The organism is Nocardioides coralli (assembly GCF_019880385.1).
GTDB lineage: Bacteria > Actinomycetota > Actinomycetes > Propionibacteriales > Nocardioidaceae > Nocardioides > Nocardioides coralli.
The window spans coordinates 2,656,736-2,678,366 of record NZ_CP082273.1 but is presented as its reverse complement, the minus strand read 5'-3'; the positions used below and the strand labels follow the sequence as shown (position 1 = coordinate 2,678,366).

Below are 21,631 nucleotides of genomic sequence, written 5' to 3'. Positions count from 1 at the left end.
GGCGTCAGTCGGCGAGCAGTGTCACCAGGGCGTCGTACGTCTCGTCGGGGCTGTGCCCGTCGGTGGACAGCCGCAGCGCCCTCGGTCGGTGGGCCAGGTAGTCCCGGTGATGGGCGTGGATGCGCGCCAGCACGGTCTCCCCGCCGCGCTCCTTCAGGTAGTTGCCGACGTGACGCTCGACTGCCGTCACCCGACGCTTGGCCGTGAACCGCTCCGTCTGCTCCGCCGTCGAGACGAGCAGCGCCACCTCGACGTAGGTCGCCCCGGCGTCGGTCGCGGCGGCCTCGAAGCGGCAGGCCTCAGCCTCGCTGGTGACGAGCTGGGGCAGCACCACGTCCTTCCCGCTCGCCAGGTGTGCCGCCGCCATCGCCAGCGCGAGGCGCCGCGCCGGCGCGAGCGCAGCGCCGAAGTCGTCGCGCCAGCCACCCAGCAGGGGCACGACCTGGTCGACGTCGAGGTCGAGGGTCCCGGGTCTCTCGTCGGCCCACCGACGCGCGAGGGTGCTCTTGCCGATCCCGGAGGGGCCGTTCAGGTGCAGCAGCCGCGCCACCGGCTCACTCCGGCTCGACGACGGGCAGCTCCGCGCTGGTGTCGGCGAGCGTGCGCAGCCCCGCGAGGATGATCCCGATCGCAGTCTCAACACGTGCCGCGGCGGACGCCGGGTCCTCGCTGGTGGAGACCGCCTCGCCCGCCGACGACATGGCGCCGAAGAAGATCCGGGTGAAGGTCTCGACCATGGCGTCGTCGAAGTCCCACTCCGCGGCGTCGAGCACCGCCCCCACGATGTCGAGGACGTTCGCGAAGGTGGAGCGCTCCTCCTGCTCGCGGAACCGCGCGTAGCCGAGGACGGCCGGACCCTCGAGGATCACGATCCGGCGGTACGCCGGTTGCCGCACCACCTCGAGGAACGCCCGCAGCCCCGCGATCGCCTTCTCCCAGGCGTCGTCGTGGCCCTTGAGCGAGTCGTGGATCGCGGCGGAGGCCTGGGTCTCCACCCGCTCGAAGACGGCTTCGAAGAGCGCCTGCTTGCCGCTGAAGTGGTGGTAGAGCGCCCCCTTGGTGACCTCCGCCCCGGCCACGATGGCGTCGAGGGAGGTGGCGGCGTACCCGTGCTCGGTGAACAGCTCCTCGGCCACGTCGATCAGCGTCCGCCGCGTGGCCGCGGAGTACTGCTGCCGACGGCTCGGCACGCGGGGGACCAGCTTGGACACCGATGCCTTGCTCATTCGAGGCAGTCTAGGCCGGTCTGGGTCCACTGGTGAGCGGCGTCACGCTCCTGCCGCTTTGGATACTCCGAGTATGTGGGCGTACTCTGAGTACGTACTTACGGTATGTAACGGCACGCAAAGGAGCGCACCATGACCTGGATCGCCTTCCGTTCCCGCGGGGAGATCCTCCGCGACGTGACCACGACCGCCGACGCCCGTCGAGACGGTCTGCTGCCGCTGGACGTGGAGGGTGTCCGCGCGTCCTTCCGTGACGAGCTCGAGCTCCTGGGTGCCCTGCAGCTGCGCTGGCACACCCGGCTCTCGGGCCGCATCGAGCGCGAGCTGGCCAGCCAGCCGCTCGACCTCGAGCAGGCGGTCGTCACGGCCTGGCAGGCCACCGCCGACGAGCTCCCGGGGATCCGCGCGATCCTCGACCACTACCGCGACCAGCCCGTCGACGCGGCCATGGCCGAGGCGATGCGGACCGCCACCGCGAAGGAGCACACGCTGCTCGCGGTGATGGCCGGCCGCGCCGGGCTCGGCGATGCCGGTGCCCCGCGGGTCGGTGCCGCCATCGAGGAGCGGGCCCGTGACGGCTACCGGCCGCCCCGCCCCCGCAAGGGCGGGGAGCACGCCGCGCCCGGTCTCGTCGACCGGTTGCGCGCCGTCCTGGCGGCCTGATCACCCGGCCCTCACAGACCGGACAGCCCCGGCTACGACGCACCCGCCGCGGTCCCTCCCGGCCGCACAGCATCCCTCCCGCGTCGGGCCGGGGCTGTTGCTGCGTTCTCCCTTGACCGGCCCCTCGGGTTCGCGATGATGGGTCCATGAGCGCCCCGCCCAGCCAGCAGCCCCGGGCGGGGATGCTGCTGGTGGCGACGCCGCAGCTGCTGGACCCCAACTTCTCCGACACGGTCGTGCTGCTCCTCGACGTCGACGACAACGGCGCGCTCGGCGTCGTCCTGAACCGACCCACCGCCGTGGCGGTGAGCGAGGTCCTGGCCTCCTGGGGCGAGGTGGTCGCCCAGCCCGAGGTGCTCTTCCAGGGCGGCCCGGTCAGCACCGAGGGGGCATTGGCGGTGGGCCTGCTCCGTGACTCGGGCGACGTGCCGGTCGGCTTCCGCGAGGTCTCCGGGATGCTCGGCGTGGTCGACCTCGACACCCCCGTCGAGCTGATCGACGGGTCCCTGACCGGCATGCGCATCTTCGCCGGGTACGCCGGGTGGGGCGCCGAGCAGCTCGAGGGCGAGATCGCCGAGGGCAGCTGGTACGTCGTGCCGTCGCTGCCGCTCGATGCGTTCCAGGAGGACCCCACGGAGCTGTGGCGCGAGGTGCTGCGCCGCCAGCCCGGCGAGCTCGCCTGGCACTCCACGCGCCCGGTGGACCCGGACCTGAACTGAGCGAGCTGGGCGGGTGTGGTCCGTCGGGTCGAGACCTGCTGAGCGTGTCAGCGCGCGGCCACGCCTGACGTATGGTGGGCCCCATCATGAGCTCCCTCGGATTCGGCCCCGGCACCGACACGATCGAGGACCGCCGTACCGCACCCACCGACCCCGGTGACCACGAGCGCTTCTCCCACTACGTGGACAAGCACAAGCTCACCGAGGCGATGGTGATGGGGACCCCCGTGGTCGCCCTGTGCGGCAAGGTGTGGGTGCCCAGCCGGGCGCCCGAGAAGTTCCCGGTCTGCCCGGCCTGCAAGGAGATCTGGGAGCAGATGAAGCCCGGCGACGGGGACTCCGGCGACGGAGGGGACACCGGGGAGTGACGGGACGGCTCGAGCCCGTCCCCCTCTCACCGGCCTGGCCCGATCGCGCGGCCTGGGGGACGGCCACGTCGCTGCGCGCCTGGCAGGCGGCAGCCATGCACGACTACTTCGACCGGTCGCCGCGCGACTACCTCACCGTCGCCACGCCCGGGGCGGGCAAGACCACGTTCGCCCTGTCGGTGGCGGCTGAGCTGCTGGGCCGGCGCATCGTCGACCGGATCGTGGTGGTCGCGCCGACCGAGCACCTGAAGACGCAGTGGGCCGAGGCCGCGGCGCGTGCCGGGATCCCCATCGACCCCACCTTCAGTGCCGGCAAGGGCAAGACGGCCACCGACTTCGTGGGTGTCGCCGTCACCTACGCCGGCGTGGCCGTCAACCCGCTGGCGATGCGGATCCGCACCGAGCGGTTCAAGACCCTGGTCATCCTCGACGAGATCCACCACGCGGGCGACGCGCTGTCGTGGGGCGAGGGTGTCCGCGAGGCGTTCGAGCCTGCCACCCGCCGGCTGGCGCTCACCGGCACGCCGTTCCGGTCAGACGTCAACCCGATCCCGTTCGTGACCTACGCGCCGGGCCCGGACGGCGTACCCCGCTCGGCCGCCGACTTCACCTACGGCTACGCCCACGCCCTCGCCGACCACGTCGTGCGCCCGGTGCTCTTCCTGGCCTACTCCGGCGACATGCAGTGGCGCACACGAGCCGGTGACGAGGTCGCGGCCCGGCTCGGCGAGCCGCTCACCAAGGACCTGACGGCCCAGGCGTTGCGCACTGCCCTCGACCCGGAGGGGTCCTGGATGCCCTCGGTGCTCCAGGCGGCCGACAAGCGCCTGTCCGAGGTACGCCGGCACGTGCCCGACGCCGGGGGGCTGGTCATCGCCTCCGACCAGGACTCTGCCCGGGCCTACGCCGCGCTCCTCACCGCGATCACCGGCGAACGGCCCACGGTGGTGCTGTCGGACGAGAAGGCCGCCTCCCGGCGGATCGACGAGTTCAGCCGGGGCGACCAGCGCTGGATGGTGGCGGTGCGGATGGTCTCGGAGGGCGTCGACGTGCCCCGACTCGCCGTCGGGGTGTGGGCGACGACCACGTCCACCCCGTTGTTCTTCGCCCAGGCGGTCGGTCGCTTCGTGCGAGCCCGGACCCGCGGTGAGACCGCCTCGGTGTTCCTGCCGTCGGTGCCCACCCTGCTCGGCTTCGCCGCCGAGCTCGAGGCCGAGCGCGACCACGTCCTGGGCCGGGCCGTCACCGACGAGGAGGACATCTTCGCCGCCGAGCGCGACCTGCTCGCGGCGGCCGAGGCGGGCGGCGCAGCCTCCGACGAGCTGGCGCAGCCGGGCTACCAGGCGCTCGGTTCGGAGGCGCGGTTCGACCACGTGCTCTACGACGGCGCGTCCTTCGGTCACGCTGGCGAGGTGCACGTGGGGTCGGAGGAGGAGATGGACTTCCTCGGGATCCCCGGCCTGCTCGAGCCGGACCAGGTCCGCGAGCTGCTGCACCACCGCCAGTCCGAGCGCGCCCGCCGGGCCCCGGCCTCGGAGCCGGACACCGTCGAACGGGTCTCGACCCACGAGCAGCTCGCCGTCCTGCGGCGCGAGCTCAACGGGCTGGTCGCGGCCTGGCACCACCGGACGGGTCAGGCCCACGGCATCACGCACGCCGCGCTGCGCAAGGAGTGCGGGGGGCCGGCGGCGGCGATCGCCAACGCCGACCAGCTCCTCCTGCGCATCGACCGGATCCGCGACTGGGCCGCTCGCCGGACGTCCTGACGGGGCCGGGTCGCCCTCGCTACGCTCGAATGATGGCGACCGAGACGTCGCAGACGCTCGACCGGGGGCTGCGGGCCCTGCTCGCCCTGGCCGGTGCGCCGGAGGGGCTGACCGTCACCGAGCTCGCCGCCGCGATCGGTGTCAACCGCACGGTCGTCTACCGCCTCGTCGCCACCCTCGAGCAGCACGCGCTGGTCCACCGCGACCGGCGCGGCCGGCTCCATGTCGGCCTCGGGTTGCTGCACCTGGGGGCCGCCGTGCAGCCGGTGCTCCGCGAGGTCGCCGCCCCGGTGCTGCGGCAGCTGGCCGAGACCTCGGGCTGCACCGCCCACCTGACCGTCGCCGAGGGCGAGGAGGCGCTGGCGCTGGCGGTCGTCGAGCCGTCGTGGACCGACTTCCACGTCAGCTACCGGGTCGGGGCACGCCACCCGCTGGGCCGCGGCGCCGCCGGCAAGGCCATCCTGTCGCTGCGACAGACCGATGCGCCGGCGTACGTCGTGACGGTGGGCGAGCTGGAGGCAGGCGCCCGGGGGATCGCGGCGGGCATCCGCGGCACGGAGGGGCTGGAGGCCAGCGTCGGGCTGGTCACCCTGGCCGACCTCGACGTCGAACGTCTCGGTCCGCTGGTCGCCGCGGCCGCGGCCGAGCTCGCGTCACGTCTCGGCTGACGGTGTCCCACCCGCGACCGCCGCGCGCGCCAGCGGCAGCACCCGGTGGCCGATCTGCCCGGCCAGGGCGATCACCGTCGTCGACCGTTCGATCCCGGGGTCGGCCAGCACCAGGTCGATCACGCGCTGCAGATCCGCGTTGGAGCGCGCGACGACGCGCGCCCACATGTCGCCGGCACCCGTGATCGTGTAGGCCTCCAGCACCTCGGGGATGCCGGCCAGGTGGGTCGCGACCGCGTCGTGGCCCGCGCCCTGTCGGATCTCCAGGGTCAGGAATCCCGTCACCGGGAAGCCGAGCGCCTCGGGGGAGAGCTCGGGTCCCCAGCCCGTGATCACCCCGCTGGCGACCAACCGGTCGAGCCGGGCCTGCACGGTGCCCCGGGCCACGCCGAGACGGCGCGACGCCTCCAGCACCCCGATGCGGGGCTCGTGCGTGAAGATCTCGATCAATCTGCCGTCGAGGTCGTCCATCTCGGCTCCCATGCTGTGCAAGGTGTGCAGCGGTTTGGCCTACTGTTGCGCATTCTGCCGGATCTCGACAGAGTTGGCCGCATGACTGACTCGACGCTGACGGTGCTCACCCACGAAGAGGAGCAGGCCGGCCTCACCCTCGACCAGCTCAAGCAGCTGGTGGGCCTGGTCGAGTACGACGCGAGCAAGGACCCGTTCCCGGTGACGGCGATGGACGCGGTGGGCTTCGTGGTCGGCAACGCCACCCAGACCGCGACCTTCTACCAGCTCGCCTTCGGCATGGAGCTGGAGGCCTACCGCGGCCCCGAGACCGGCTCCCGCGACGCCAAGTCCTACGTGCTGCGCTCGGGCTCGGCGCGCTTCGTCTTCACCGGGGGCGTCTCCCCGGACAGCCCGGTGCTCGACCACCACCGCAAGCACGGCGACGGCGTCGTCGACCTCGCCCTGGAGGTCCCCGACGTCGACAAGTGCATCGAGCACGCCCGCTCCGTCGGGGCCACGGTCCTCGAGGAGCCCCACGACGTCTCCGACGAGCACGGCACCGTGCGGATGGCCGCCATTGCGACGTACGGCGAGACCCGCCACACCCTCGTGGACCGGTCGCGCTACGAGGGCCCCTACCTGCCCGGCTACGTCGCCCGGGAGACCACCGTGGCGCGCCGCGAGGGTCACCCCAAGCGGCTCTTCCAGGCCATCGACCACTGCGTCGGCAACGTCGAGCTCGGTCGGATGGACGAGTGGGTCGCGTTCTACAACAAGGTCCTCGGCTTCACGAACATGGCCGAGTTCATCGGCGACGACATCGCCACCGACTACTCCGCGCTGATGTCGAAGGTGGTCGCGTCGGGCAACCACCGGGTGAAGTTCCCCCTCAACGAGCCGGCCGTCGCGAAGAAGAAGTCGCAGATCGACGAGTACCTCGAGTTCTACGACGGTGCCGGCTGCCAGCACATCGCGCTGGCGACCAACGACATCCTGCGCAGCGTCGACATCCTGCGCGACAACGGCATCGAGTTCCTCGAGACCCCCGACTCCTACTACGACGACCCCGAGCTGCGGGCCCGGATCGGCGAGGTCCGGGTGCCGATCGAGGAGCTGAAGAAGCGCAAGATCCTCGTCGACCGCGACGAGGACGGCTACCTGCTCCAGATCTTCACCAAGCCGATGGGTGACCGGCCGACGGTCTTCTACGAGTTCATCGAGCGCCATGGCTCGCTCGGCTTCGGCAAGGGCAACTTCAAGGCCCTCTTCGAGGCGATCGAGCGCGAGCAGGAGGCCCGCGGCAACCTCTGAGGCCCGGCCCACCCGCGTCGTGTGCCCCAGCGTGCGCCAGAACGCACGCTGGGGCACACGCGCGTCTCGGGTGGGTGAGAGTAAAGACTTCGGCCCGGTCGCATGGGCCTACCCAACTTTGGGTATGCCGGTAGGTGGAAGGCATCCCCTACCCATGGAGCGCGGGCATGCACCGACCGCAGCCGCAGGCCAGGATCCTGGCGTACGCCGGGGCCCTGGGTGCCGCCGCGGCGGCCTGGCTGCTGCTCGGAGCCGGCCCCGCTCAGGCCGGCGGGGCCGCCGATGTTCCGGGCAGCCTCCTCGACTCCGAGCGTGTGTCGGCCGAGCGTGCCTCCTCAGGTGCCGATGAGGCCGACCGCCGTCAGGAACGCCCGGCCGGTCGCGGGGGACCGGCCGGGGGCGCTGCGACGCGGGACGCTCTCGAGCCGGTGATCAGCGAGGTCGAGTCGGCGACCGACGGGGTGCCCGTCGTCGACGACGTGGCCGACCACGTCAGCTCGACCGCCTCGACGGTGCTCGAGCAGGCCGACGCCACCGTCGACGACGTGGCCTCACCGGTGCTCGACGCCGTCACGGACGATGGACCCGCCGATCCGCTGCCGACCTCCCCGACCGACGACGCCCCCGTCGCGGAGGAGACCGACAGTGGTCCCGATCGGTCGTCGGGCGCCTCCGCCACCGAACGTCGGCCCGGGCTTCCCAACCGGGCCCTGCGGGCACCCGACGCGGCCCCCGGAGGACCGCTCACGGGTGCGGCCGCGCCCCACCGGGTCACGACCGCGGCGCATGGTGCCACCCCCGGTGCAGCCGTCCCGGTCGTCCTGGTGGGGCCGTCGGCCGACCTGCCCGAGAGGTGTGACTCGTGCGCCTCGGTGCCGCCGGCCTCCTCGGGCGAGGCCCCCACGCTGCTGGCCGCCCTGCCCGCCCGGCCGGGCAGGAGCGCACCCCGGCCGCTGCAGCCCTCCGTCGCCAACAGGAACGGTCCCCCCAGCAGTCCTGCCCCTTCTCCCGACGTGTCACCCGACTGAGGCGTCCGCTGCTTCCAGCCCGCGGCACCGGCCGCGCGAGACAACCAGTCACCACAGACACGACGAGGAGAGCAGAGGACATGCGTACATCAGTGCGCCGTGGCCTCAGCGCGTTCGCCATCGCCGGAGGATTCGTCTTCCTGGGCGTGGCCACCGCTGACGCCGCCACGGCAGATCCAGCACCCCCGGCCGCAGGCGCGGGGAAGACCAGCGGAGACGACGGCGTCGTCTCCGGGAACCAGTCCGGCGTGGAGGTCACCGCGCCGGTCGAGACCTCCGGCAACCAGGTCACCGTGGTCGGGGACGGCAACCAGTCGCCCGGTCGCTCCGGCTCGAAGGAGTCAGGCGGGACGACGGCGCGTGCCGGCACCACCTCGGGTGAGGACGGCACCGGCTCCGGCAACCAGACCGGGGTGCAGGTGGAGGCGCCCATTGACGCCTCGGGCAACCAGGTCACCGTCATCGGTGACGACAACCGCTCCGGCGGCTCCCGCAGCAGCGGCACCGGTGATGCCCGTGACGGCTCGTCCGGGGCCGAGACCTCCGGTCGGGACGGCGTGGCCTCGGGCAACCAGTCGGCCGTGTCGGTCTGCGCGCCTGTCGACGCGTCCGGCAACCAGGTGACCGTGATCGGTGACGGCAACCGGTCCGCGGGCTCCGAGGGATCGGCCTCCTGCGACGGCCACCGTGGTGGCAACCCGTCCACGTCGGGTGAGGACGGTGTCGGGTCGGGCAACCAGACCGGTGTCGACGCCACCACGCCGGTGGAGGTGTCGGGGAACCAGGTGACGGTGATCGGTGACGGCAACGAGTCCGGCGGTGCGTCGGGTTCGGAGGGTCGTTCCGGTTCCGGGGCTGGTTCGGCGGAGACCTCGGGTGAGGACGGTGTCGGGTCGGGCAACCAGACCGGTGTCGACGCCACCACGCCGGTGGAGGTGTCGGGGAACCAGGTGACGGTGATCGGTGACGGCAACGAGTCCGGCGGTGCGTCGGGTTCGTCGGGTGCCGGTTCGTCGGGTGCTGGGTCGCCGGAGACCTCGGGTGAGGACGGTGTCGGCTCGGGTAACCAGACCGGGATCGATGCTGGTGGTCCGGTGGAGGTGTCGGGGAACCAGGTGACGGTGGTCGGTGACGGCAACGAGTCCGGCGGTGCGTCGGGTCCGTCGGGGCCGGCCGGTTCGTCGGGTGGTTCGCCGGAGACCTCGGGTGAGGACGGTGTCGGCTCGGGCAATCAGACCGGGGTCGGCGTCGGTGGTCCGGTGGAGGCCTCGGACAACCAGGTGACCATCATCGGCGACGACAACAGGTCCCGAGCCCGTGGTGACGACGATCCCGACGAGGCCGAGGAGGGTCCCCAGCCCGACGACGCCAACGAGCCCGGGGAGGGTGACGGCGACGGGAACGACGGCGCGGACGCCGGCCAGGGTCAGGACCCCGCCGAGGTGGCCGGCGTGCAGGCCGCCAAGGGCGGTGCCGGGGTCGAGCCGGTGCTCGCGCGTGCGCCGTACCTCGCCCAGCTGCCCACCGCTGTGGCGGCGGGACTCGGTACTCCTGCCGACGGGAAGCCGACGCCCCACCCCGTGCTGCCCCTCTCCCTCACTCTGCTGGGGCTCGCGTTGCTGGTCGCAGCAGGGAGGAGGCGGTCAGCGGGCTGACCGATCCAGCCCCGGCGCTGGGCCCTCGTGCTCCACGAGTGGCCCAGCGCACCGGGGAGGCACGCGGTCTCACTCGGCCAGGGGAGCCCCGTCGCAGCAGTTGGCCTTCATGTGGCAGTGCGGGCACAACCAGCGGGTGGCGATGGGGTCGAACTCCCGACCGCAGTAGTCGCACGGCATGTGTCCGACGGTACGACGCGGCGCGTGGGGCAGGATGACGCCATGCCGCGCTACGTCGCGTTCCTGCGCGCGATCAACCTGGGTGCCACCCGGAAGTTCCCGATGGCGGACGTGGTTGCCGCGACCGAGGCCGCGGGCGGCAGCGACGTCGCCACGCACCTCGCCACGGGGAACGTGCGCCTCACGTCGAGCCTCCGCTCGCGAGCACGCCTCGAGGAGGCGCTCGAGACCGCCTACGTCGCGGACCGCGGCTTCGAGGTGCCGACGATCGTCCTCACCCCGGCCGAGCTCCGCACGGTGGTCGCGGATGCCGAGGAGCTGGGAGCCCACCACGCCGGTCGCCAGTTCGTGTCGCTGCTCAAGACGGAGCCGACCGAAGAGGGTCGACGGGCGATCGAGCAGGCCGGCCGCGACGACGAGCGGGCCGTCGTCCGGGGTCGCGCCGTCCACCTGCTCCTCGGGGAGTCCTACCTCTCCTCGAGGCTGACCAACGCCACGATCGAGCGGCATCTGGGCACGGCCACCAACCGCACCCTCGCCGTCGTGCGAACCGTCGTCGAGAAGTGGCTCTGACCGACTGCGGGCCAGCCTGTTCGTGTCATGCGTCGAGGACGCGTCGCGCGTAGCGTGAGGAAGTTCCCGTCTGGAGGGGGAGTCCTCATGAAGTACGTCATCAGCTGGGAGAGCCGGCAGGGAGTCACCGAGGAGATGGCCGCCCGCTCGCTCCAGGTCTTCAGCAAGTGGTCACCGTCCGAGGGTGCCCACTTCCGCGAGTTCCTCGGCAGGGTCGACGGCCGCGGCGGGTTCGCCGTGGTGGAGACCGACGACGTCGCCCTGATCGCGAAGGACACGGCGCCGTTCACGTCGTGGTTCGACTTCGCCGTCGTCCCGGTGCTCGAGGTCGGAGAGACCGCGACCATCGCGGGGGAGGCGATGGAGTTCCTCGCGTCGGTCAGCTGAGCTCGGCCGCGCGTCGGCTCACCGGCGTTCGCCGAGGGTGACGCCTGCCTGCTGCATCTCCGCGAGCGCTGCGGTGGTGGACTCCTCGGCGACACCGGCGCACAGGTGGGGGAGCAGCCGGGTCGTGAACTCCTGCTCCACGGCGTCGAGGGCCGTCGCCCGCACGCAGTAGTCGGTGGCCAGCCCGCACACGTCGACGTCGGTCACGCCGTGCTTGCGGAGCCAGTCGGCCAGGGACGTGCCACCGGAGTCGGAGCCCTCGAAGCCCGAGTACGCCGCCTGGTGCTCGCCCTTGTAGAAGATCGCGTCGAAGGGCTGCGGGTCCAGGTTGGGGTGGAACCGCTCGCCCTCGGTACCGACCTTGCAGTGGACCGGCCAGCTGTGGGCGAAGTCGGGGTCGTCGCTCCAGTGGTCACCGGGGTCGATGTGGTGGTCCTTGGTGGCGACGACGTGGGCGTAGTCCGGGGCCTTCGGGTCGCGGCTGCTCCAGTGGTGGAGCAGCTCGGCGATGTCGCTGGCCACCCGGGCGCCGCCCTTCACCGCCAGCGAGCCCCCCTCGCAGAAGTCGTTCTGGACGTCGACGACGATCAGCGCGCGCTTCATGCCCCGAGGGTAGTCACCCGCGGGGCAGCCACGCGATGACGTCGCGGATGGTCGCGTCCCACAGGCCCCACTCGTGGACACCCGGTCGGAAGTCGGTCGTGACCTCGATCCCGGCGTCGCGGGCCGCCGTGGCCAGGCGGGTGTTGGCGGCGAGCAGCTCCACCTCCTCGGTGCCGCAGCCCAGGTAGAGGGGCGGCACCGTCGACACGTCGGCGCGGTCGAGCAGCTCGAAGATGTCGTCGTCCGCCCCGACGGTGCCGTCGAAGACCCGGGTGAGGAGCTCGCGGCGCTCCGGCCGCTCCGTGAGGCTGCGGACGTCCACGGCGCCCGACAGGCTGGCGGCGCCGGCGTACCGCTCGGGATGGGTCAGGGCGAGCTTGAGCGCGCCGTAGCCGCCCATCGACAGGCCCGCGACGTAGGTGTCGCCGGGCCGCGCCGAGAGCCGGAACATCTCGCCGACCCGTTGCGGAAGCTCTGCGGAGATCCATGTCCAGTACCGGTGGCCGTGGGCCTCGTCGGCGTAGAAGCTGCGCCCGGCCGCGGGCATGACGACGGCGAGGCCGGCAGCCGTCGCGTAGCGCTCGATGCTGGTGTACCGGACCCAGGCCGTGTGGTCGTCACTGAGCCCGTGGAGCAGGTAGAGCACGGGCCAGCCGTGGTCGGGGACGTCGACGGCGGCGACCCCGATCTGGGTCTGTGTCGACTGGGGCAGGACCACGGTGATCGAGGTGCCGACCTCGAGGGCCTCCGAGAACAGGTCGGCGGTGAGCAGCGCCATGGACCCGACCCTAGATCGTCGGGTCGTGCGTCAGTCGAGGTGGACCGTGTCGATGACGGGCTCGCCCCTGCTGAGCTTGCGCGCGTCGAGGGGGAGCTCCGCGCGAGCCGCGAGGTGACGGTCGCGCGCGGCGTCCAGGGTCTCCCGGCCGACGATCTCGCCCTCACGGACGAGGGGGACCAGCAGGCTGCGGTCGTCGCCGTCGTCCAGCGGCGGCTCGCCGATCCCGACGACCTCTGCCTCGGCGACGCCCCGCGCGTCGCGTCGACGGAGGGCGAACTTCCGGCCGCCGATCGAGACCTTGTCGGGGCTCGTCTTCGCGACCGCCACGAGCTCGCCGTCAGGACCCTCACGGGCGACCAGCTTGTAGACGAACCCGCAAGTGGGGTGGCCGCTACCGGTGACCAGCTGGGTGCCGACGCCGTAGCCGTCGACGGGCGCCGAGGCGAGGGCCGCGATCGCGTACTCGTCGAGGTCGCTGGTCACGACGATGCGGGTGCCGGTGGCCCCGAGCGCGTCGAGCTGGTCACGCACCTGGCTGGCGAGGTCACCCAGGTCGCCGCTGTCGATCCGGACGGCGCCGAGCCCGGGGCCTGCCACCTCGACCCCCAGCCGGACCGCCTCGGCGATGTCGTAGGTGTCCACCAGCAGGGTGGTGTCCGCGCCGAGGGACGCCACCTGCGCCCGGAAGGCGTCCTCCTCGGTGTCGTGGAGCAGCGTGAACGAGTGGGCGGAGGTGCCGGCGGTCGGGACGCCGTAGCGCTGGCGCGCGGCCAGGTTGGAGGAGGAGGCGAAGCCGGCGACGTACGCCGCCCGCGCTGCCGCCACCGCCGCCTCCTCGTGCGTGCGCCGCGACCCCATCTCGATGCACGGCCGGTCGCCGGCCGCCGCCGTCATCCGGGAGGCCGCCGAGGCGATCGCGGAGTCGTGGTTGTAGATCGAGAGCAGCACCGTCTCCAGCAGCACCGCCTCGGCGAAGGTCGCCTCGACCCGGAGCAGGGGCGAGTAGGGGAAGTAGACCTCGCCCTCGGGGTAGCCCCACACGTCGCCGTCGAAGCGGTAGTCCGCCAGCCACGCCAGGGTGGCCTCGTCGACCACCCGGCCGGCGTCGAGGACGCCCAGGACCTCGTCGTCGAAGCAGAACTCCTCGATCGCCTCCAGCGCCCGCCCGACACCGGCCACCACGCCGTACCGTCGTCCCTCGGGGAGCCGCCGGGGGAACAGCTCGAAGACCGAACGCCGCTGCGCCGTGCCGGCCGACAGCGCCGCCTGCAGCATGGTCAGCTCGTAGTGGTCGGTGAGCAAGGCCGTTGACCGGGTCACGGGCTCACTGTGCCACCTGCCGCGCCGAGCGCCGTGCCCCCTGCCGCGCAGAGCGCTGTGCCCCTGCCGCGCAGAGCGCTGTGCCACGATGGGCCACGTGTCCGCGCCCAGCCCCGTCGAGGTCGATCCGACCGAGGTCCCCGACGAGATCACGGTGCTCTCCAAGCCGTGGGTGACGGTGGTCTGGAACGACCCGGTCAACCTGATGTCCTACGTGACCTTCGTCTTCCAGAAGTACTTCGGCTACGACAAGCAGAAGGCCGAGAAGCTGATGCTCGAGGTCCACAACGACGGCAAGTCGGCCGTGAGCAGCGGCAGCCGCGAGGAGATGGAGCGCGACGTGCAGGCGATGCACGAGTACGGCCTGTGGGCGACCCTGGAGAAGCAGTGAGCGGATTCACGCGGCACCGGCGCAGCGGGCGGGTCATCGCCACCTTCTCCGGCTTCGAGGCCGACCTGCTGCGCTCGCTGGCCTCCCAGCTCGTCGAGCTCCTCCGCAACGAGGCGGCCGTGCCCCGGTCGGGCGATGACACCTTCGAGGCGCTCATGGACTTCAGCGGCCCGACCTCGGAGCCGGAGGACCCCGTCCTCGCCCGGCTCTTCCCGACCGCCTACCCCGAGGACGAGGAGGCCGCGGGGGAGTTCCGCCGGTTCACCGAGGGCACCCTTCGCGACGGCAAGGCCGCCGCCGCCGCCACGCTGATCGACACCCTCGAGGAGGCCGGGCTCCCGCCCGAGCTCTCCGAGGAGGGGCTGGTCATCGACGTGGAGATGGAGACGCCGACGGCCGAGACGTGGCTGCGATCCTTCACCGACCTGCGTCTGGCCCTCGCGACCCGGCTCGAGGTCGAGGAGGGCGACGACGACTACTGGCTGGCGCTGCCCGACGACGACCCGCGGTCCCAGGCCCACGACATCTACCAGTGGGTGGGCTACCTGCAGGAGACCCTGGTGGCGGCGCTCACGGACTGAGCGCCCACATGCTGGTCGACAGGGGGCGCCCATCGCCGGCTCCCTACGCTGGAGACGTGCTGACCATCGATCAGGCGACCTACGACGCCATCGTCGCGCACGCCCGCCGTGACCACCCCGTGGAGGCATGCGGCATCGTGGCCGGCCCGGCCGGCAGCGACCGCCCCGAGCGGTTCATCGAGATGGTCAACGCCGCCGGCAGCCCTACGTTCTACGAGTTCGACTCCACCGACCTCCTCCACCTCTACAAGGACCTGGACGAGCGGGACGAGGAGCCGGTCGTGATCTACCACTCGCACACCGCCACCGAGGCCTATCCGAGCCGCACCGACATCGGGCTGGCGATGGAGCCGGGAGCCCACTACGTGCTGGTGTCGACACGCGAGCACGGGAATAACGAGGGCGCTGTGGAGTTCAGGTCCTACAGGATCGTGGACGGCGAGGTGACAGAAGAGCCGGTCACCGTCGTCCGCGGTACGACGACCCCCACCCGTGACGAAACCCAGTGACGAAACGGAGTTCCACCATGGCCATCGAGGTCCGGATCCCCACCATCCTGCGCACCTACACCGGCGGCGAGAAGGCCGTGGCCGGCGACGGCGGCAGCCTGGCCGAGCTGATCGACCACCTCGAGGCGAACCACCCCGGGATCAAGGATCGCCTGGTCGACACCTCCGACGGCTCCGACGACCTCCGTCGGTTCGTCAACGTCTACGTCAACGACGAGGACGTCCGCTTCCTCGGTGGTCTCGATGCCGAGCTCAACGACGGCGACCAGGTCGTCGTCCTCCCTGCCGTCGCGGGTGGCTGAGGCGCCACCCCTGCCGTGACCCGGTACGACGACCTCCTCGCCGGCGTCGGCAACACGCCGCTGGTGGGGCTGCCGCGTCTCTCGCCGAGTCCCGACGTGCGGCTCTGGGCCAAGCTCGAGGACCGCAACCCCACCGGCTCGATCAAGGACCGCCCGGCCCTGAAGATGATCGAGATGGCCGAGAAGGACGGCACGCTGCGGCCCGGCTGCACCATCCTCGAGCCGACCAGCGGCAACACCGGCATCTCGCTGGCCATGGCCGCCCAGCTCAAGGGCTACCGCCTGGTCTGCGTGATGCCGGAGAACACCTCGGAGGAGCGGCGCCAGCTGCTGCGGATGTGGGGTGCCGAGATCGTCTCGAGCCCGGCGGCGGGGGGCTCCAACGAGGCCGTCCGGGTCGCCCGGGAGATCGCGGAGGACCACCCCGACTGGGTGATGATGTACCAGTACGGCAACGACGCCAACGCGCTCGCCCACGAAGAGGGGACCGGCCCCGAGCTGCTCGCCGACCTCCCCGAGATCACGCACTTCGTCGCCGGCCTCGGCACCACCGGCACCCTGATGGGTGTCTCCCGGTTCTTCCGCGCCACCAAGCCGGGGGTGCGGATCGTCGCTGCCGAGCCGCGCTACGGCGAGCTGGTCTACGGACTGCGCAACCTCGACGAGGGCTTCGTCCCTGAGCTCTACGACGAGTCGCTGATCGACGCCCGCTTCTCGGTGGGTCCGCGCGACGCCGTACGCCGGGTGCGGGAGCTGCTCGAGCAGGAGGGCATCTTCGCCGGCATCTCGACCGGCGCGATCCTCCACGCCGCCCTCGGCCAGGCGGCGAAGGCGGTCCGGGCGGGTGAGCGCGCCGACATCGCCTTCGTGGTCTGCGACGGCGGGTGGAAGTACCTGTCCACGGGCGCCTACGAGGGCACGATCGACGAGGCGGAGGACCGCCTGGAGGGTCAGCTCTGGGCCTGACCCGTCGGCATCAGGCGGTGGCGCCGGGGATCAGCACGCCGCACTCGTCCGGTGGTGGCGGGTCGGCACCGACGTCGGGCCCGTCGACCACCAGTGTCTGGCCGGGGTCGATCCCGCTGCCCGGCACCGCGTCGAGGCCGAGCATCTCCAGCGCCAGGTTCGCCACGTTGGCGTTGCGGACCGGTTGGGAGCCGCGGTAGTTGATGATGGCGGTGCCCGGCTCGCGGAAGGACGGGTTCCGGTCGTAGAGGTCACCGACGCCGACGCCGGCACCCCACACGAAGAACGGGATCCGGTAGTTCGCCAGCGTGCTGCGGCTGTTGTGTCCCCGCTCCCCGGGAGGGCCGCCGTGGTCGGCCGTCACGACGAGGGCCGTGCTGTCGGCGAGGTCGGGGTTGCCCTCGATGGCCGCGATGAGCTCGCCGACCAGCTGGTCGACCAGGCGGACCGAGGTCAGGTAGTTCGGCGACATCCAGCTGTGGCGGTGGCCGGCGTCGTCGGGCGCCGACAGGTGGACGAACGTGAAGTCGTGGGGGTTGGTGGTCAGCGATGCCACGGCCTGGTCCACCAGCCGCTCGTTGTCGGACTCGTAGGTGAAGCGGTCCATCTCGCCTCTCCACGAGCGCTCGAACAGGTCGAACTTGTCCTTGGAGGTGAACAGCGCGGATCGGAGCCCCGCGTCGTCGAGCACCGTGAACACGGAGTCGACGCGCTGGCCGGCCAGCGTGTGGACGGTCACGCCGGCACTCGAGTAGCCGTTGATCGTGACCCCGTGGCCACCCATGGACGCCTTGACGCGCCGACCGGTCAGCATCCCGGCGTGGTTGGGCAGGGTCACGGTCTTCTCCGCGGCGGTGCGCGCGTTGAGCGTCGACATGCCCTCGTCCATCAGCCGGTGCAGGTTCGGGGTGCCGGCCCGGCCCAGCTGGGTGATCGCCGTGGTGTTGAGCCCGTCGAGGGAGACCGCCACCACGTGCTCCGCCGACCCGGGGATCGTGGCATGACCGGAGTTCTGGATGGCGGGCAAGGTGCAGCAGACCACGATGGCCAGCAGGGCGGCCAGGCGTTTCGCGAGCTTCGGCGCTGGACGGCGCATGGCGCCACCGTAGGCACGGCTCTTGCGGGGGTCGGGCGGGGTCGTCGGCCTTCACCACATATTGGGGATGCCACCTCCGGTGAGCTGCTGACACGGCCGCCGGGGTGTGCCACGGTGACCCCGGACAACCGCCCCCGGAGAGGACGAGCAGTGGGCAACAGGTATCGCGTGGCCGTCGTGGTCGTGGCACTTGTCGCGGGCCTGGTCCCCGTGTCGGCGTACGCCGGGGTGGAGGAGCTGCCCGTCAACACGGTGCCACCGTCCGTCTCCGGCGAGCCGGTCTACCGCGGCAAGCTCGTCGCCGACCCGGGGGAGTGGACCCCGCCCGACGGGCTCACCTACCGCTACCAGTGGTTCCGGGGCGGCGAGGCGATCAGGAACGCGACCCGAAGGACCTACCGGCCGCGGCTGGGCGATCTCCGCCGGCGGCTGCGGGTCGAGGTGGAGGCCACCAACGGGACCGGCGGGTCCGGCACCGCGTCCAGCGAGCCGACCGACCGCGTGCGCCGCGCCCGCTTCGACGTCAAGCAGCGGCCCCGGATCTCGGGCACGCGGCGCTACACCCACGTCCTCGAGGTCCACCCGGGACGGTGGTCGCCCCGCACCCGGCAGGTGACCTACCGGTGGTTCCGCGACGGCAGGGCGATCCGTGGCGCTCAGGGCCGCCGCTACCGGCTGGGTCACGAGGACGTCGGGCACCGGATCACCGCACGGGTCACGCTCCGCAAGCCGGGCTACCGGACGTCGCGGACCTTCTCCCGGCCGACGGGCGCGGTGCTCCACCGGGTGCCGGCGAGGCGGACCGCGACGTACCGGATCGAGACCCGTGGGCGGATCACCGCGAGCATGAAGGTGTTTCGCAGGCAGGTCGCGGAGACGCTCGCGGACCCCCGCGGCTGGCGCTCGGCGGGCGTCGCCTTCAAGCGTGTCGCGAGAGGTGGGGCGTTCTCCGTGGTCCTCGCCGAGGCGAGCACCGTGCCGTCCTTCCACCCGATCTGCAGCGCACAGTGGAGCTGTCGCGTCGGCCGGTACGTCGTCATCAACCAGATGCGGTGGCAGCACGCGACGCCGTCGTGGAACAGCGCGAACAAGTCGTTGCGCAGCTACCGACACATGGTCCTCAACCACGAGACCGGCCACTGGCTGGGCCACGGCCACCTCGGGTGCCCGGGCCGCGGCCAGCTGGCGCCGGTGATGATGCAGCAGTCGAAGGGGCTCGACGGGTGCCGTCACAACCCGTGGCCGCTGCCCTCCGAGCGATGGCACCGCTAGGCACCGTCCGTCCGCGGTAGTGCCACGATGGGCCCATGCGCTACTCGATGACCGGTGCCACCGGGTTCCTGGGCGGCGAGCTCGCCCGTCAGCTGGTCGGGGCGGGCCACGACGTGGTCGCCCTCGTCCGGGACCGCTCCCGCGCCACCGGGCTGCGCGCGATGGGAGTCGAGCTCGTCGAGGGCGACCTCGACGACCGGGGAGCCCTGGACGAGCTGATGCTCGGTGCCGACGGGTTCTTCCACGTGGCCGGCTGGTACAAGCACGGGCTGCGGGAGCACGAGGCGCTGCGGCGGGTCAACATCGAGGGCACCCGCAACGCGCTCGAGGCCGCCCGCCGCGCGGGCGTCGCCCGGACCGTCTACACGAGCACCATCGCCCTGAACTCCGACACCGAGGGCGAGGTCGTCGACGAGGACTACCGCTTCACCGGCACCCATGTGACGGAGTACGACCGCACCAAGGGGGTGGCCCACGACGTCGCCGAGGAGTACGCCGCGGCGGGGCTGCCGCTCGTGATCGTGCAGCCGTCGGTCATCTACGGTCCGGGCGACGTGGGCAGCACGCTGGGGCAGATGACCCGGCAGCTGGTGGCGGGCCGTACCGTGCTGGGGCCGCGAGGCGGCGGCGCCTGCTTCGCCCACGTGGAGGACGTCGCGCGGGGGCACGTGCTCGCGATGGAGCAGGGTCGGGTCGGGGAGTCCTACATCCTGGCGGGGCCGGCCGCCGAGCACAGCGAGGTGCTCGAGCGGACCCGGGAGCTGGCGGGCGCCGGTCGGGTCGTCCTCCTGCCGCCGGCGGTCATCAAGGTCGTGGCCGCGGTCACCGCACCGCTGGAGCGGCTGGTCCGGCTGCCCCAGCCGCTCACCTCGGAGGCGGCACGGGCCGGCATGGCCACCTACTACGGGACCGCCGGCAAGGCCGCGCGCGACCTGGGCTGGACGGTCCGCCCGCTCGAGGAGGGGTTGGCGGAGACGGTCGCCGCGATCCGCGCGGGCGAGTGAGCCCGGGCTACTCGTAGGGGTCGCGCGGCTGCTCGACCTGCTCGACGCTCTCGGCCCGCAGCGTCGGCACTCCCGAGCCCTTCCCGACCCCCGAGCCCTCCACCCAGGTCCCGGTGACGGTCACCCACTGGTCGCGTGGCGGGGCGGGGGCATCGACCACCTGGGCCCGGACCACCGCCGCATCGGCCGCGCAGCAGTTGATCCGGAACCTCGTGACGTACCAGCTGCCCGAGCGGTCGAGGGTGGCGAACCCCGTGACGGACACCCGCCGACCCGACAGCGTCTCGCCGTCGTCGTAGACGACCCGCTCGATGAGCTCGGTGAGGCCCACGGGGGCCGGGTCCTGGTCGGGGAGCGGGGCCATGGCCGCCGGTTCGGGTACCTGGACGCTCTGACCGCTGCGGCCGTCGGCGGCCCGCTCGGCGAGGTAGGAGCCGAGGGCCGGCGGGCTGATGAGGAACACCACCAGGGCGGGGATGAACAGCAGCCAGGCCGTCGTCGAGACGTGGTCGTGCCTCCCGGGAACGGGCTCGGGGTCGGCCCCGTCGACAGCCTCGTCGCCGGAGTGGGCATGGTCGGAGTCGGCGTGGTCGTCGTGGTGGTCGGAGGGCCGCGTGAACAGCGACAGCACGGGCAGCGCCAGCAACAGCACGCCGCTGGCGAAGAGGGGCCACCGGATCCAGTCCTGCACGTAGCTGAGGTAGGCGTCGGTCAGGGTCAGCCGGATGACGACCACGCCGAGCACGGCCAGGATCAGGCTCTGCGACTCACGGTTCACAGCAGCCACCACCCGACACCGAGCGCGGAGGCGATGGTGGCCAGCAGCACGAGCGGGACGAAACGGAGCGCGAACGGGAGGCCGAACTGGCCGGTCTGCATGGCGGCGAGCTTCACGTCCATCGCCGGACCCACGACCATGAACACGAGCTTCGCCGAGTCGGAGAACATGGTGAGGCTGGCGGCGACGAAGGCGTCGGCCTCCGAGCACATGGCGACGACGAACGCGAAGACCGCCATCGACAGCACGGACAGCACGACGCTGCCGGCCACCGACTCGAGGAGCTCGCGCGGCGCGAAGGCGGAGACCGTCGCCGCGATCATCGCGCCGAGGACGAGGAACCCGGCGGTGTTGAGGAAGTCCTCGCGCAGGGTCTCGGCGAACCTGCGCAGACCTCCGCCTGGGCCGTGGTCGTGCTGGGAACGTCGCCGGCGCAGCTGCAGCGGCACGCGCTGGCCGAGCTTGATCCAGACCCATCCGACCGCCACCGACGCCGCGAGGGACGCGAGGAACCGGGCCAGCACCACCTCGGGCCGGCCGGGGAACGCGACCGCCGTGGAGACGAGGACCACGGGGTTGACGGCGGGTGAGGCCATCATGAAGGTCAGCGCCACCGCCGGGGCCACCCCGCGACGGACGAGGCTGCTCGCGACCGGTACCGACGCGCACTCGCAGCCGGGCAGCGCGACGCCGGCCACGCCCGCAGCCGGCACGCCCGCCCAGCTGTTGCGCGGGACGATGCGCTGCAGCGCCCGCTCGGACATGAACGTCGAGATGAGTCCGGCCAGCAGCACGCCCCCGACCAGGAAGGGGGTCGCCTGGATGACGATGGCGACGAACAGCGTGCCCCAGGTCTGGAGACCCGGGTGGTCGAGCCGGTCGATCAGCCACCCCTGGCTCAGGGTGAGCACGACGAGGGCGGCGATGACGATCTCGCTCTGCCCGATCCTGCGGCTCGGGGGTCGCTCGACCGTGTCGACGGTTCCCGGACGGCGGGAGGGGCGGGTCACCACGGCGGCATTCTGACCCGG

26 protein-coding genes are annotated in these 21,631 nt (G+C 72.2%); 17 read left to right on the top strand and 9 right to left on the bottom strand.

What is annotated here, in order from left to right; translation table 11 throughout:
* Nucleotides 1-4 precede the first annotated feature (4 nt).
* Both K6T13_RS13075 and K6T13_RS13070 read right to left on the bottom strand, forming a co-directional pair.
* Entirely contained in the window at nt 5-550 is a 546-nt protein-coding gene (locus tag K6T13_RS13075; protein WP_222894992.1) for an AAA family ATPase, read from the bottom strand.
* 4 nt (nt 551-554) lie between these two features.
* Entirely contained in the window at nt 555-1,226 is a 672-nt protein-coding gene (locus tag K6T13_RS13070) for a TetR/AcrR family transcriptional regulator (RefSeq protein ID WP_222894991.1), read from the bottom strand.
* Nucleotides 1,227-1,358: 132 nt separating this feature from the next.
* Here K6T13_RS13070 and K6T13_RS13065 point away from each other — a divergent pair, with 132 nt between their 5' ends.
* The 5 genes from K6T13_RS13065 (at nt 1,359) to K6T13_RS13045 (ending at nt 5,410) form a co-directional block, all read left to right on the top strand.
* A complete protein-coding gene (locus tag K6T13_RS13065; protein ID WP_222894990.1) occupies nt 1,359-1,889 on the top strand; it encodes a hypothetical protein in 531 nt (176 codons plus the stop codon).
* A 146-nt stretch (nt 1,890-2,035) separates the two neighbouring features.
* Nucleotides 2,036-2,608: a YqgE/AlgH family protein gene (locus tag K6T13_RS13060; RefSeq protein WP_222894989.1), complete on the top strand. Its 573-nt coding sequence runs from the start codon at nt 2,036-2,038 to the stop codon at nt 2,606-2,608.
* Between the two features lie 86 nt (nt 2,609-2,694).
* Nucleotides 2,695-2,976, top strand: a complete 282-nt coding sequence (locus K6T13_RS13055) for a DUF3039 domain-containing protein (protein ID WP_222894988.1) — start codon at nt 2,695-2,697, stop codon at nt 2,974-2,976.
* Nucleotides 2,973-4,742: a DEAD/DEAH box helicase gene (locus tag K6T13_RS13050; RefSeq protein ID WP_222894987.1), complete on the top strand. Its 1,770-nt coding sequence runs from the start codon at nt 2,973-2,975 to the stop codon at nt 4,740-4,742. The genes K6T13_RS13055 and K6T13_RS13050 overlap by 4 nt, the downstream gene beginning before the upstream one ends.
* Before the next feature lie 32 nt (nt 4,743-4,774).
* Complete coding sequence (locus K6T13_RS13045) at nt 4,775-5,410, top strand: IclR family transcriptional regulator (RefSeq protein ID WP_222894986.1); 636 nt, start codon at nt 4,775-4,777, stop codon at nt 5,408-5,410.
* Here K6T13_RS13045 and K6T13_RS13040 read toward each other — a convergent pair.
* The gene (locus K6T13_RS13040) at nt 5,396-5,893 is read right to left on the bottom strand and encodes an Lrp/AsnC family transcriptional regulator (protein ID WP_249423780.1); all 498 of its coding nucleotides are present in this window, start codon (nt 5,891-5,893) and stop codon (nt 5,396-5,398) included. The genes K6T13_RS13045 and K6T13_RS13040 overlap by 15 nt on opposite strands.
* A gap of 69 nt (nt 5,894-5,962) precedes the next feature.
* On the opposite strand from K6T13_RS13040, the gene hppD reads away from it, so the two are divergent.
* The 5 genes from hppD to K6T13_RS13015 all read left to right on the top strand — a co-directional run bounded on the left by hppD (nt 5,963) and on the right by K6T13_RS13015 (nt 10,997).
* On the top strand, nt 5,963-7,174 hold the full coding sequence (hppD, locus tag K6T13_RS13035; RefSeq protein ID WP_222894985.1) for a 4-hydroxyphenylpyruvate dioxygenase: 1,212 nt from the start codon (nt 5,963-5,965) through the stop codon (nt 7,172-7,174).
* Nucleotides 7,175-7,341: 167 nt separating this feature from the next.
* Nucleotides 7,342-8,202 carry a hypothetical protein gene (locus K6T13_RS13030; RefSeq protein WP_222894984.1) on the top strand — a complete coding sequence of 287 codons (861 nt, stop codon included), beginning with the start codon at nt 7,342-7,344 and terminating at the stop codon, nt 8,200-8,202.
* Between the two features lie 80 nt (nt 8,203-8,282).
* Nucleotides 8,283-9,857, top strand: a complete 1,575-nt coding sequence (locus K6T13_RS13025; protein WP_222894983.1) for a chaplin family protein — start codon at nt 8,283-8,285, stop codon at nt 9,855-9,857.
* A gap of 222 nt (nt 9,858-10,079) precedes the next feature.
* A complete protein-coding gene (locus K6T13_RS13020) occupies nt 10,080-10,610 on the top strand; it encodes a DUF1697 domain-containing protein (protein ID WP_222894982.1) in 531 nt (176 codons plus the stop codon).
* A gap of 87 nt (nt 10,611-10,697) precedes the next feature.
* The gene (locus tag K6T13_RS13015; protein WP_222894981.1) at nt 10,698-10,997 is read left to right on the top strand and encodes a DUF3303 domain-containing protein; all 300 of its coding nucleotides are present in this window, start codon (nt 10,698-10,700) and stop codon (nt 10,995-10,997) included.
* Between the two features lie 18 nt (nt 10,998-11,015).
* Here the strand turns inward: K6T13_RS13015 and K6T13_RS13010 are convergent, their stop codons facing one another.
* The 3 genes from K6T13_RS13010 to K6T13_RS13000 are packed head-to-tail and all read right to left on the bottom strand — an operon-like array spanning nt 11,016 to nt 13,701.
* Nucleotides 11,016-11,600 (bottom strand): nicotinamidase, encoded by a 585-nt coding sequence (locus K6T13_RS13010; protein ID WP_222894980.1) that lies wholly within the window; start codon nt 11,598-11,600, stop codon nt 11,016-11,018.
* A gap of 13 nt (nt 11,601-11,613) precedes the next feature.
* Nucleotides 11,614-12,378 (bottom strand): alpha/beta hydrolase, encoded by a 765-nt coding sequence (locus K6T13_RS13005; protein WP_222894979.1) that lies wholly within the window; start codon nt 12,376-12,378, stop codon nt 11,614-11,616.
* Nucleotides 12,379-12,408: 30 nt separating this feature from the next.
* Complete coding sequence (locus K6T13_RS13000; RefSeq protein ID WP_222894978.1) at nt 12,409-13,701, bottom strand: nicotinate phosphoribosyltransferase; 1,293 nt, start codon at nt 13,699-13,701, stop codon at nt 12,409-12,411.
* An 88-nt stretch (nt 13,702-13,789) separates the two neighbouring features.
* On the opposite strand from K6T13_RS13000, the gene clpS reads away from it, so the two are divergent.
* The 5 genes from clpS to K6T13_RS12975 are packed head-to-tail and all read left to right on the top strand — an operon-like array spanning nt 13,790 to nt 16,450.
* Entirely contained in the window at nt 13,790-14,092 is a 303-nt protein-coding gene (clpS, locus tag K6T13_RS12995) for an ATP-dependent Clp protease adapter ClpS (RefSeq protein ID WP_222894977.1), read from the top strand.
* Complete coding sequence (locus tag K6T13_RS12990; protein ID WP_222894976.1) at nt 14,089-14,673, top strand: DUF2017 domain-containing protein; 585 nt, start codon at nt 14,089-14,091, stop codon at nt 14,671-14,673. The genes clpS and K6T13_RS12990 overlap by 4 nt, the downstream gene beginning before the upstream one ends.
* 56 nt (nt 14,674-14,729) lie before the next feature.
* Entirely contained in the window at nt 14,730-15,182 is a 453-nt protein-coding gene (locus K6T13_RS12985; protein WP_249423779.1) for a M67 family metallopeptidase, read from the top strand.
* 17 nt (nt 15,183-15,199) lie between these two features.
* Nucleotides 15,200-15,484 carry a MoaD/ThiS family protein gene (locus tag K6T13_RS12980; RefSeq protein ID WP_222894974.1) on the top strand — a complete coding sequence of 95 codons (285 nt, stop codon included), beginning with the start codon at nt 15,200-15,202 and terminating at the stop codon, nt 15,482-15,484.
* A gap of 15 nt (nt 15,485-15,499) precedes the next feature.
* A complete protein-coding gene (locus K6T13_RS12975) occupies nt 15,500-16,450 on the top strand; it encodes a PLP-dependent cysteine synthase family protein (RefSeq protein ID WP_222894973.1) in 951 nt (316 codons plus the stop codon).
* A 10-nt stretch (nt 16,451-16,460) separates the two neighbouring features.
* Here the strand turns inward: K6T13_RS12975 and K6T13_RS12970 are convergent, their stop codons facing one another.
* Complete coding sequence (locus tag K6T13_RS12970; protein ID WP_222894972.1) at nt 16,461-17,546, bottom strand: alkaline phosphatase family protein; 1,086 nt, start codon at nt 17,544-17,546, stop codon at nt 16,461-16,463.
* A gap of 168 nt (nt 17,547-17,714) precedes the next feature.
* Between K6T13_RS12970 and K6T13_RS12965 the strand changes: the two genes are divergently transcribed.
* Together K6T13_RS12965 and K6T13_RS12960 are read left to right on the top strand one after the other, a co-directional pair.
* Complete coding sequence (locus K6T13_RS12965; RefSeq protein WP_222894971.1) at nt 17,715-18,818, top strand: DUF3152 domain-containing protein; 1,104 nt, start codon at nt 17,715-17,717, stop codon at nt 18,816-18,818.
* Between the two features lie 35 nt (nt 18,819-18,853).
* Complete coding sequence (locus K6T13_RS12960; protein ID WP_222894970.1) at nt 18,854-19,822, top strand: NAD-dependent epimerase/dehydratase family protein; 969 nt, start codon at nt 18,854-18,856, stop codon at nt 19,820-19,822.
* A 7-nt stretch (nt 19,823-19,829) separates the two neighbouring features.
* Here the strand turns inward: K6T13_RS12960 and K6T13_RS12955 are convergent, their stop codons facing one another.
* Nucleotides 19,830-20,600 carry a TIGR03943 family putative permease subunit gene (locus K6T13_RS12955; protein ID WP_222894969.1) on the bottom strand — a complete coding sequence of 257 codons (771 nt, stop codon included), beginning with the start codon at nt 20,598-20,600 and terminating at the stop codon, nt 19,830-19,832.
* Nucleotides 20,597-21,613 (bottom strand): permease, encoded by a 1,017-nt coding sequence (locus K6T13_RS12950; RefSeq protein ID WP_249423778.1) that lies wholly within the window; start codon nt 21,611-21,613, stop codon nt 20,597-20,599. The genes K6T13_RS12955 and K6T13_RS12950 overlap by 4 nt, the downstream gene beginning before the upstream one ends.
* Nucleotides 21,614-21,631: the final 18 nt, after the last annotated feature.

Coding starts and splice junctions, on each gene's coding strand:
- K6T13_RS13070 (WP_222894991.1), bottom strand. CDS start 1,226: ATGAGCAAGGCATCGGTGTCCAAGCTGGTCCCCCGCGTGCCGAGCCGT.
- K6T13_RS13065 (WP_222894990.1), top strand. CDS start 1,359: ATGACCTGGATCGCCTTCCGTTCCCGCGGGGAGATCCTCCGCGACGTG.
- K6T13_RS13060 (WP_222894989.1), top strand. CDS start 2,036: ATGAGCGCCCCGCCCAGCCAGCAGCCCCGGGCGGGGATGCTGCTGGTG.
- K6T13_RS13055 (WP_222894988.1), top strand. CDS start 2,695: ATGAGCTCCCTCGGATTCGGCCCCGGCACCGACACGATCGAGGACCGC.
- K6T13_RS13045 (WP_222894986.1), top strand. CDS start 4,775: ATGGCGACCGAGACGTCGCAGACGCTCGACCGGGGGCTGCGGGCCCTG.
- K6T13_RS13040 (WP_249423780.1), bottom strand. CDS start 5,893: ATGGGAGCCGAGATGGACGACCTCGACGGCAGATTGATCGAGATCTTC.
- hppD (WP_222894985.1), top strand. CDS start 5,963: ATGACTGACTCGACGCTGACGGTGCTCACCCACGAAGAGGAGCAGGCC.
- K6T13_RS13030 (WP_222894984.1), top strand. CDS start 7,342: ATGCACCGACCGCAGCCGCAGGCCAGGATCCTGGCGTACGCCGGGGCC.
- K6T13_RS13025 (WP_222894983.1), top strand. CDS start 8,283: ATGCGTACATCAGTGCGCCGTGGCCTCAGCGCGTTCGCCATCGCCGGA.
- K6T13_RS13020 (WP_222894982.1), top strand. CDS start 10,080: ATGCCGCGCTACGTCGCGTTCCTGCGCGCGATCAACCTGGGTGCCACC.
- K6T13_RS13015 (WP_222894981.1), top strand. CDS start 10,698: ATGAAGTACGTCATCAGCTGGGAGAGCCGGCAGGGAGTCACCGAGGAG.
- K6T13_RS13010 (WP_222894980.1), bottom strand. CDS start 11,600: ATGAAGCGCGCGCTGATCGTCGTCGACGTCCAGAACGACTTCTGCGAG.
- K6T13_RS13005 (WP_222894979.1), bottom strand. CDS start 12,378: ATGGCGCTGCTCACCGCCGACCTGTTCTCGGAGGCCCTCGAGGTCGGC.
- clpS (WP_222894977.1), top strand. CDS start 13,790: ATGGGCCACGTGTCCGCGCCCAGCCCCGTCGAGGTCGATCCGACCGAG.
- K6T13_RS12980 (WP_222894974.1), top strand. CDS start 15,200: ATGGCCATCGAGGTCCGGATCCCCACCATCCTGCGCACCTACACCGGC.
- K6T13_RS12970 (WP_222894972.1), bottom strand. CDS start 17,546: ATGCGCCGTCCAGCGCCGAAGCTCGCGAAACGCCTGGCCGCCCTGCTG.
- K6T13_RS12960 (WP_222894970.1), top strand. CDS start 18,854: ATGCGCTACTCGATGACCGGTGCCACCGGGTTCCTGGGCGGCGAGCTC.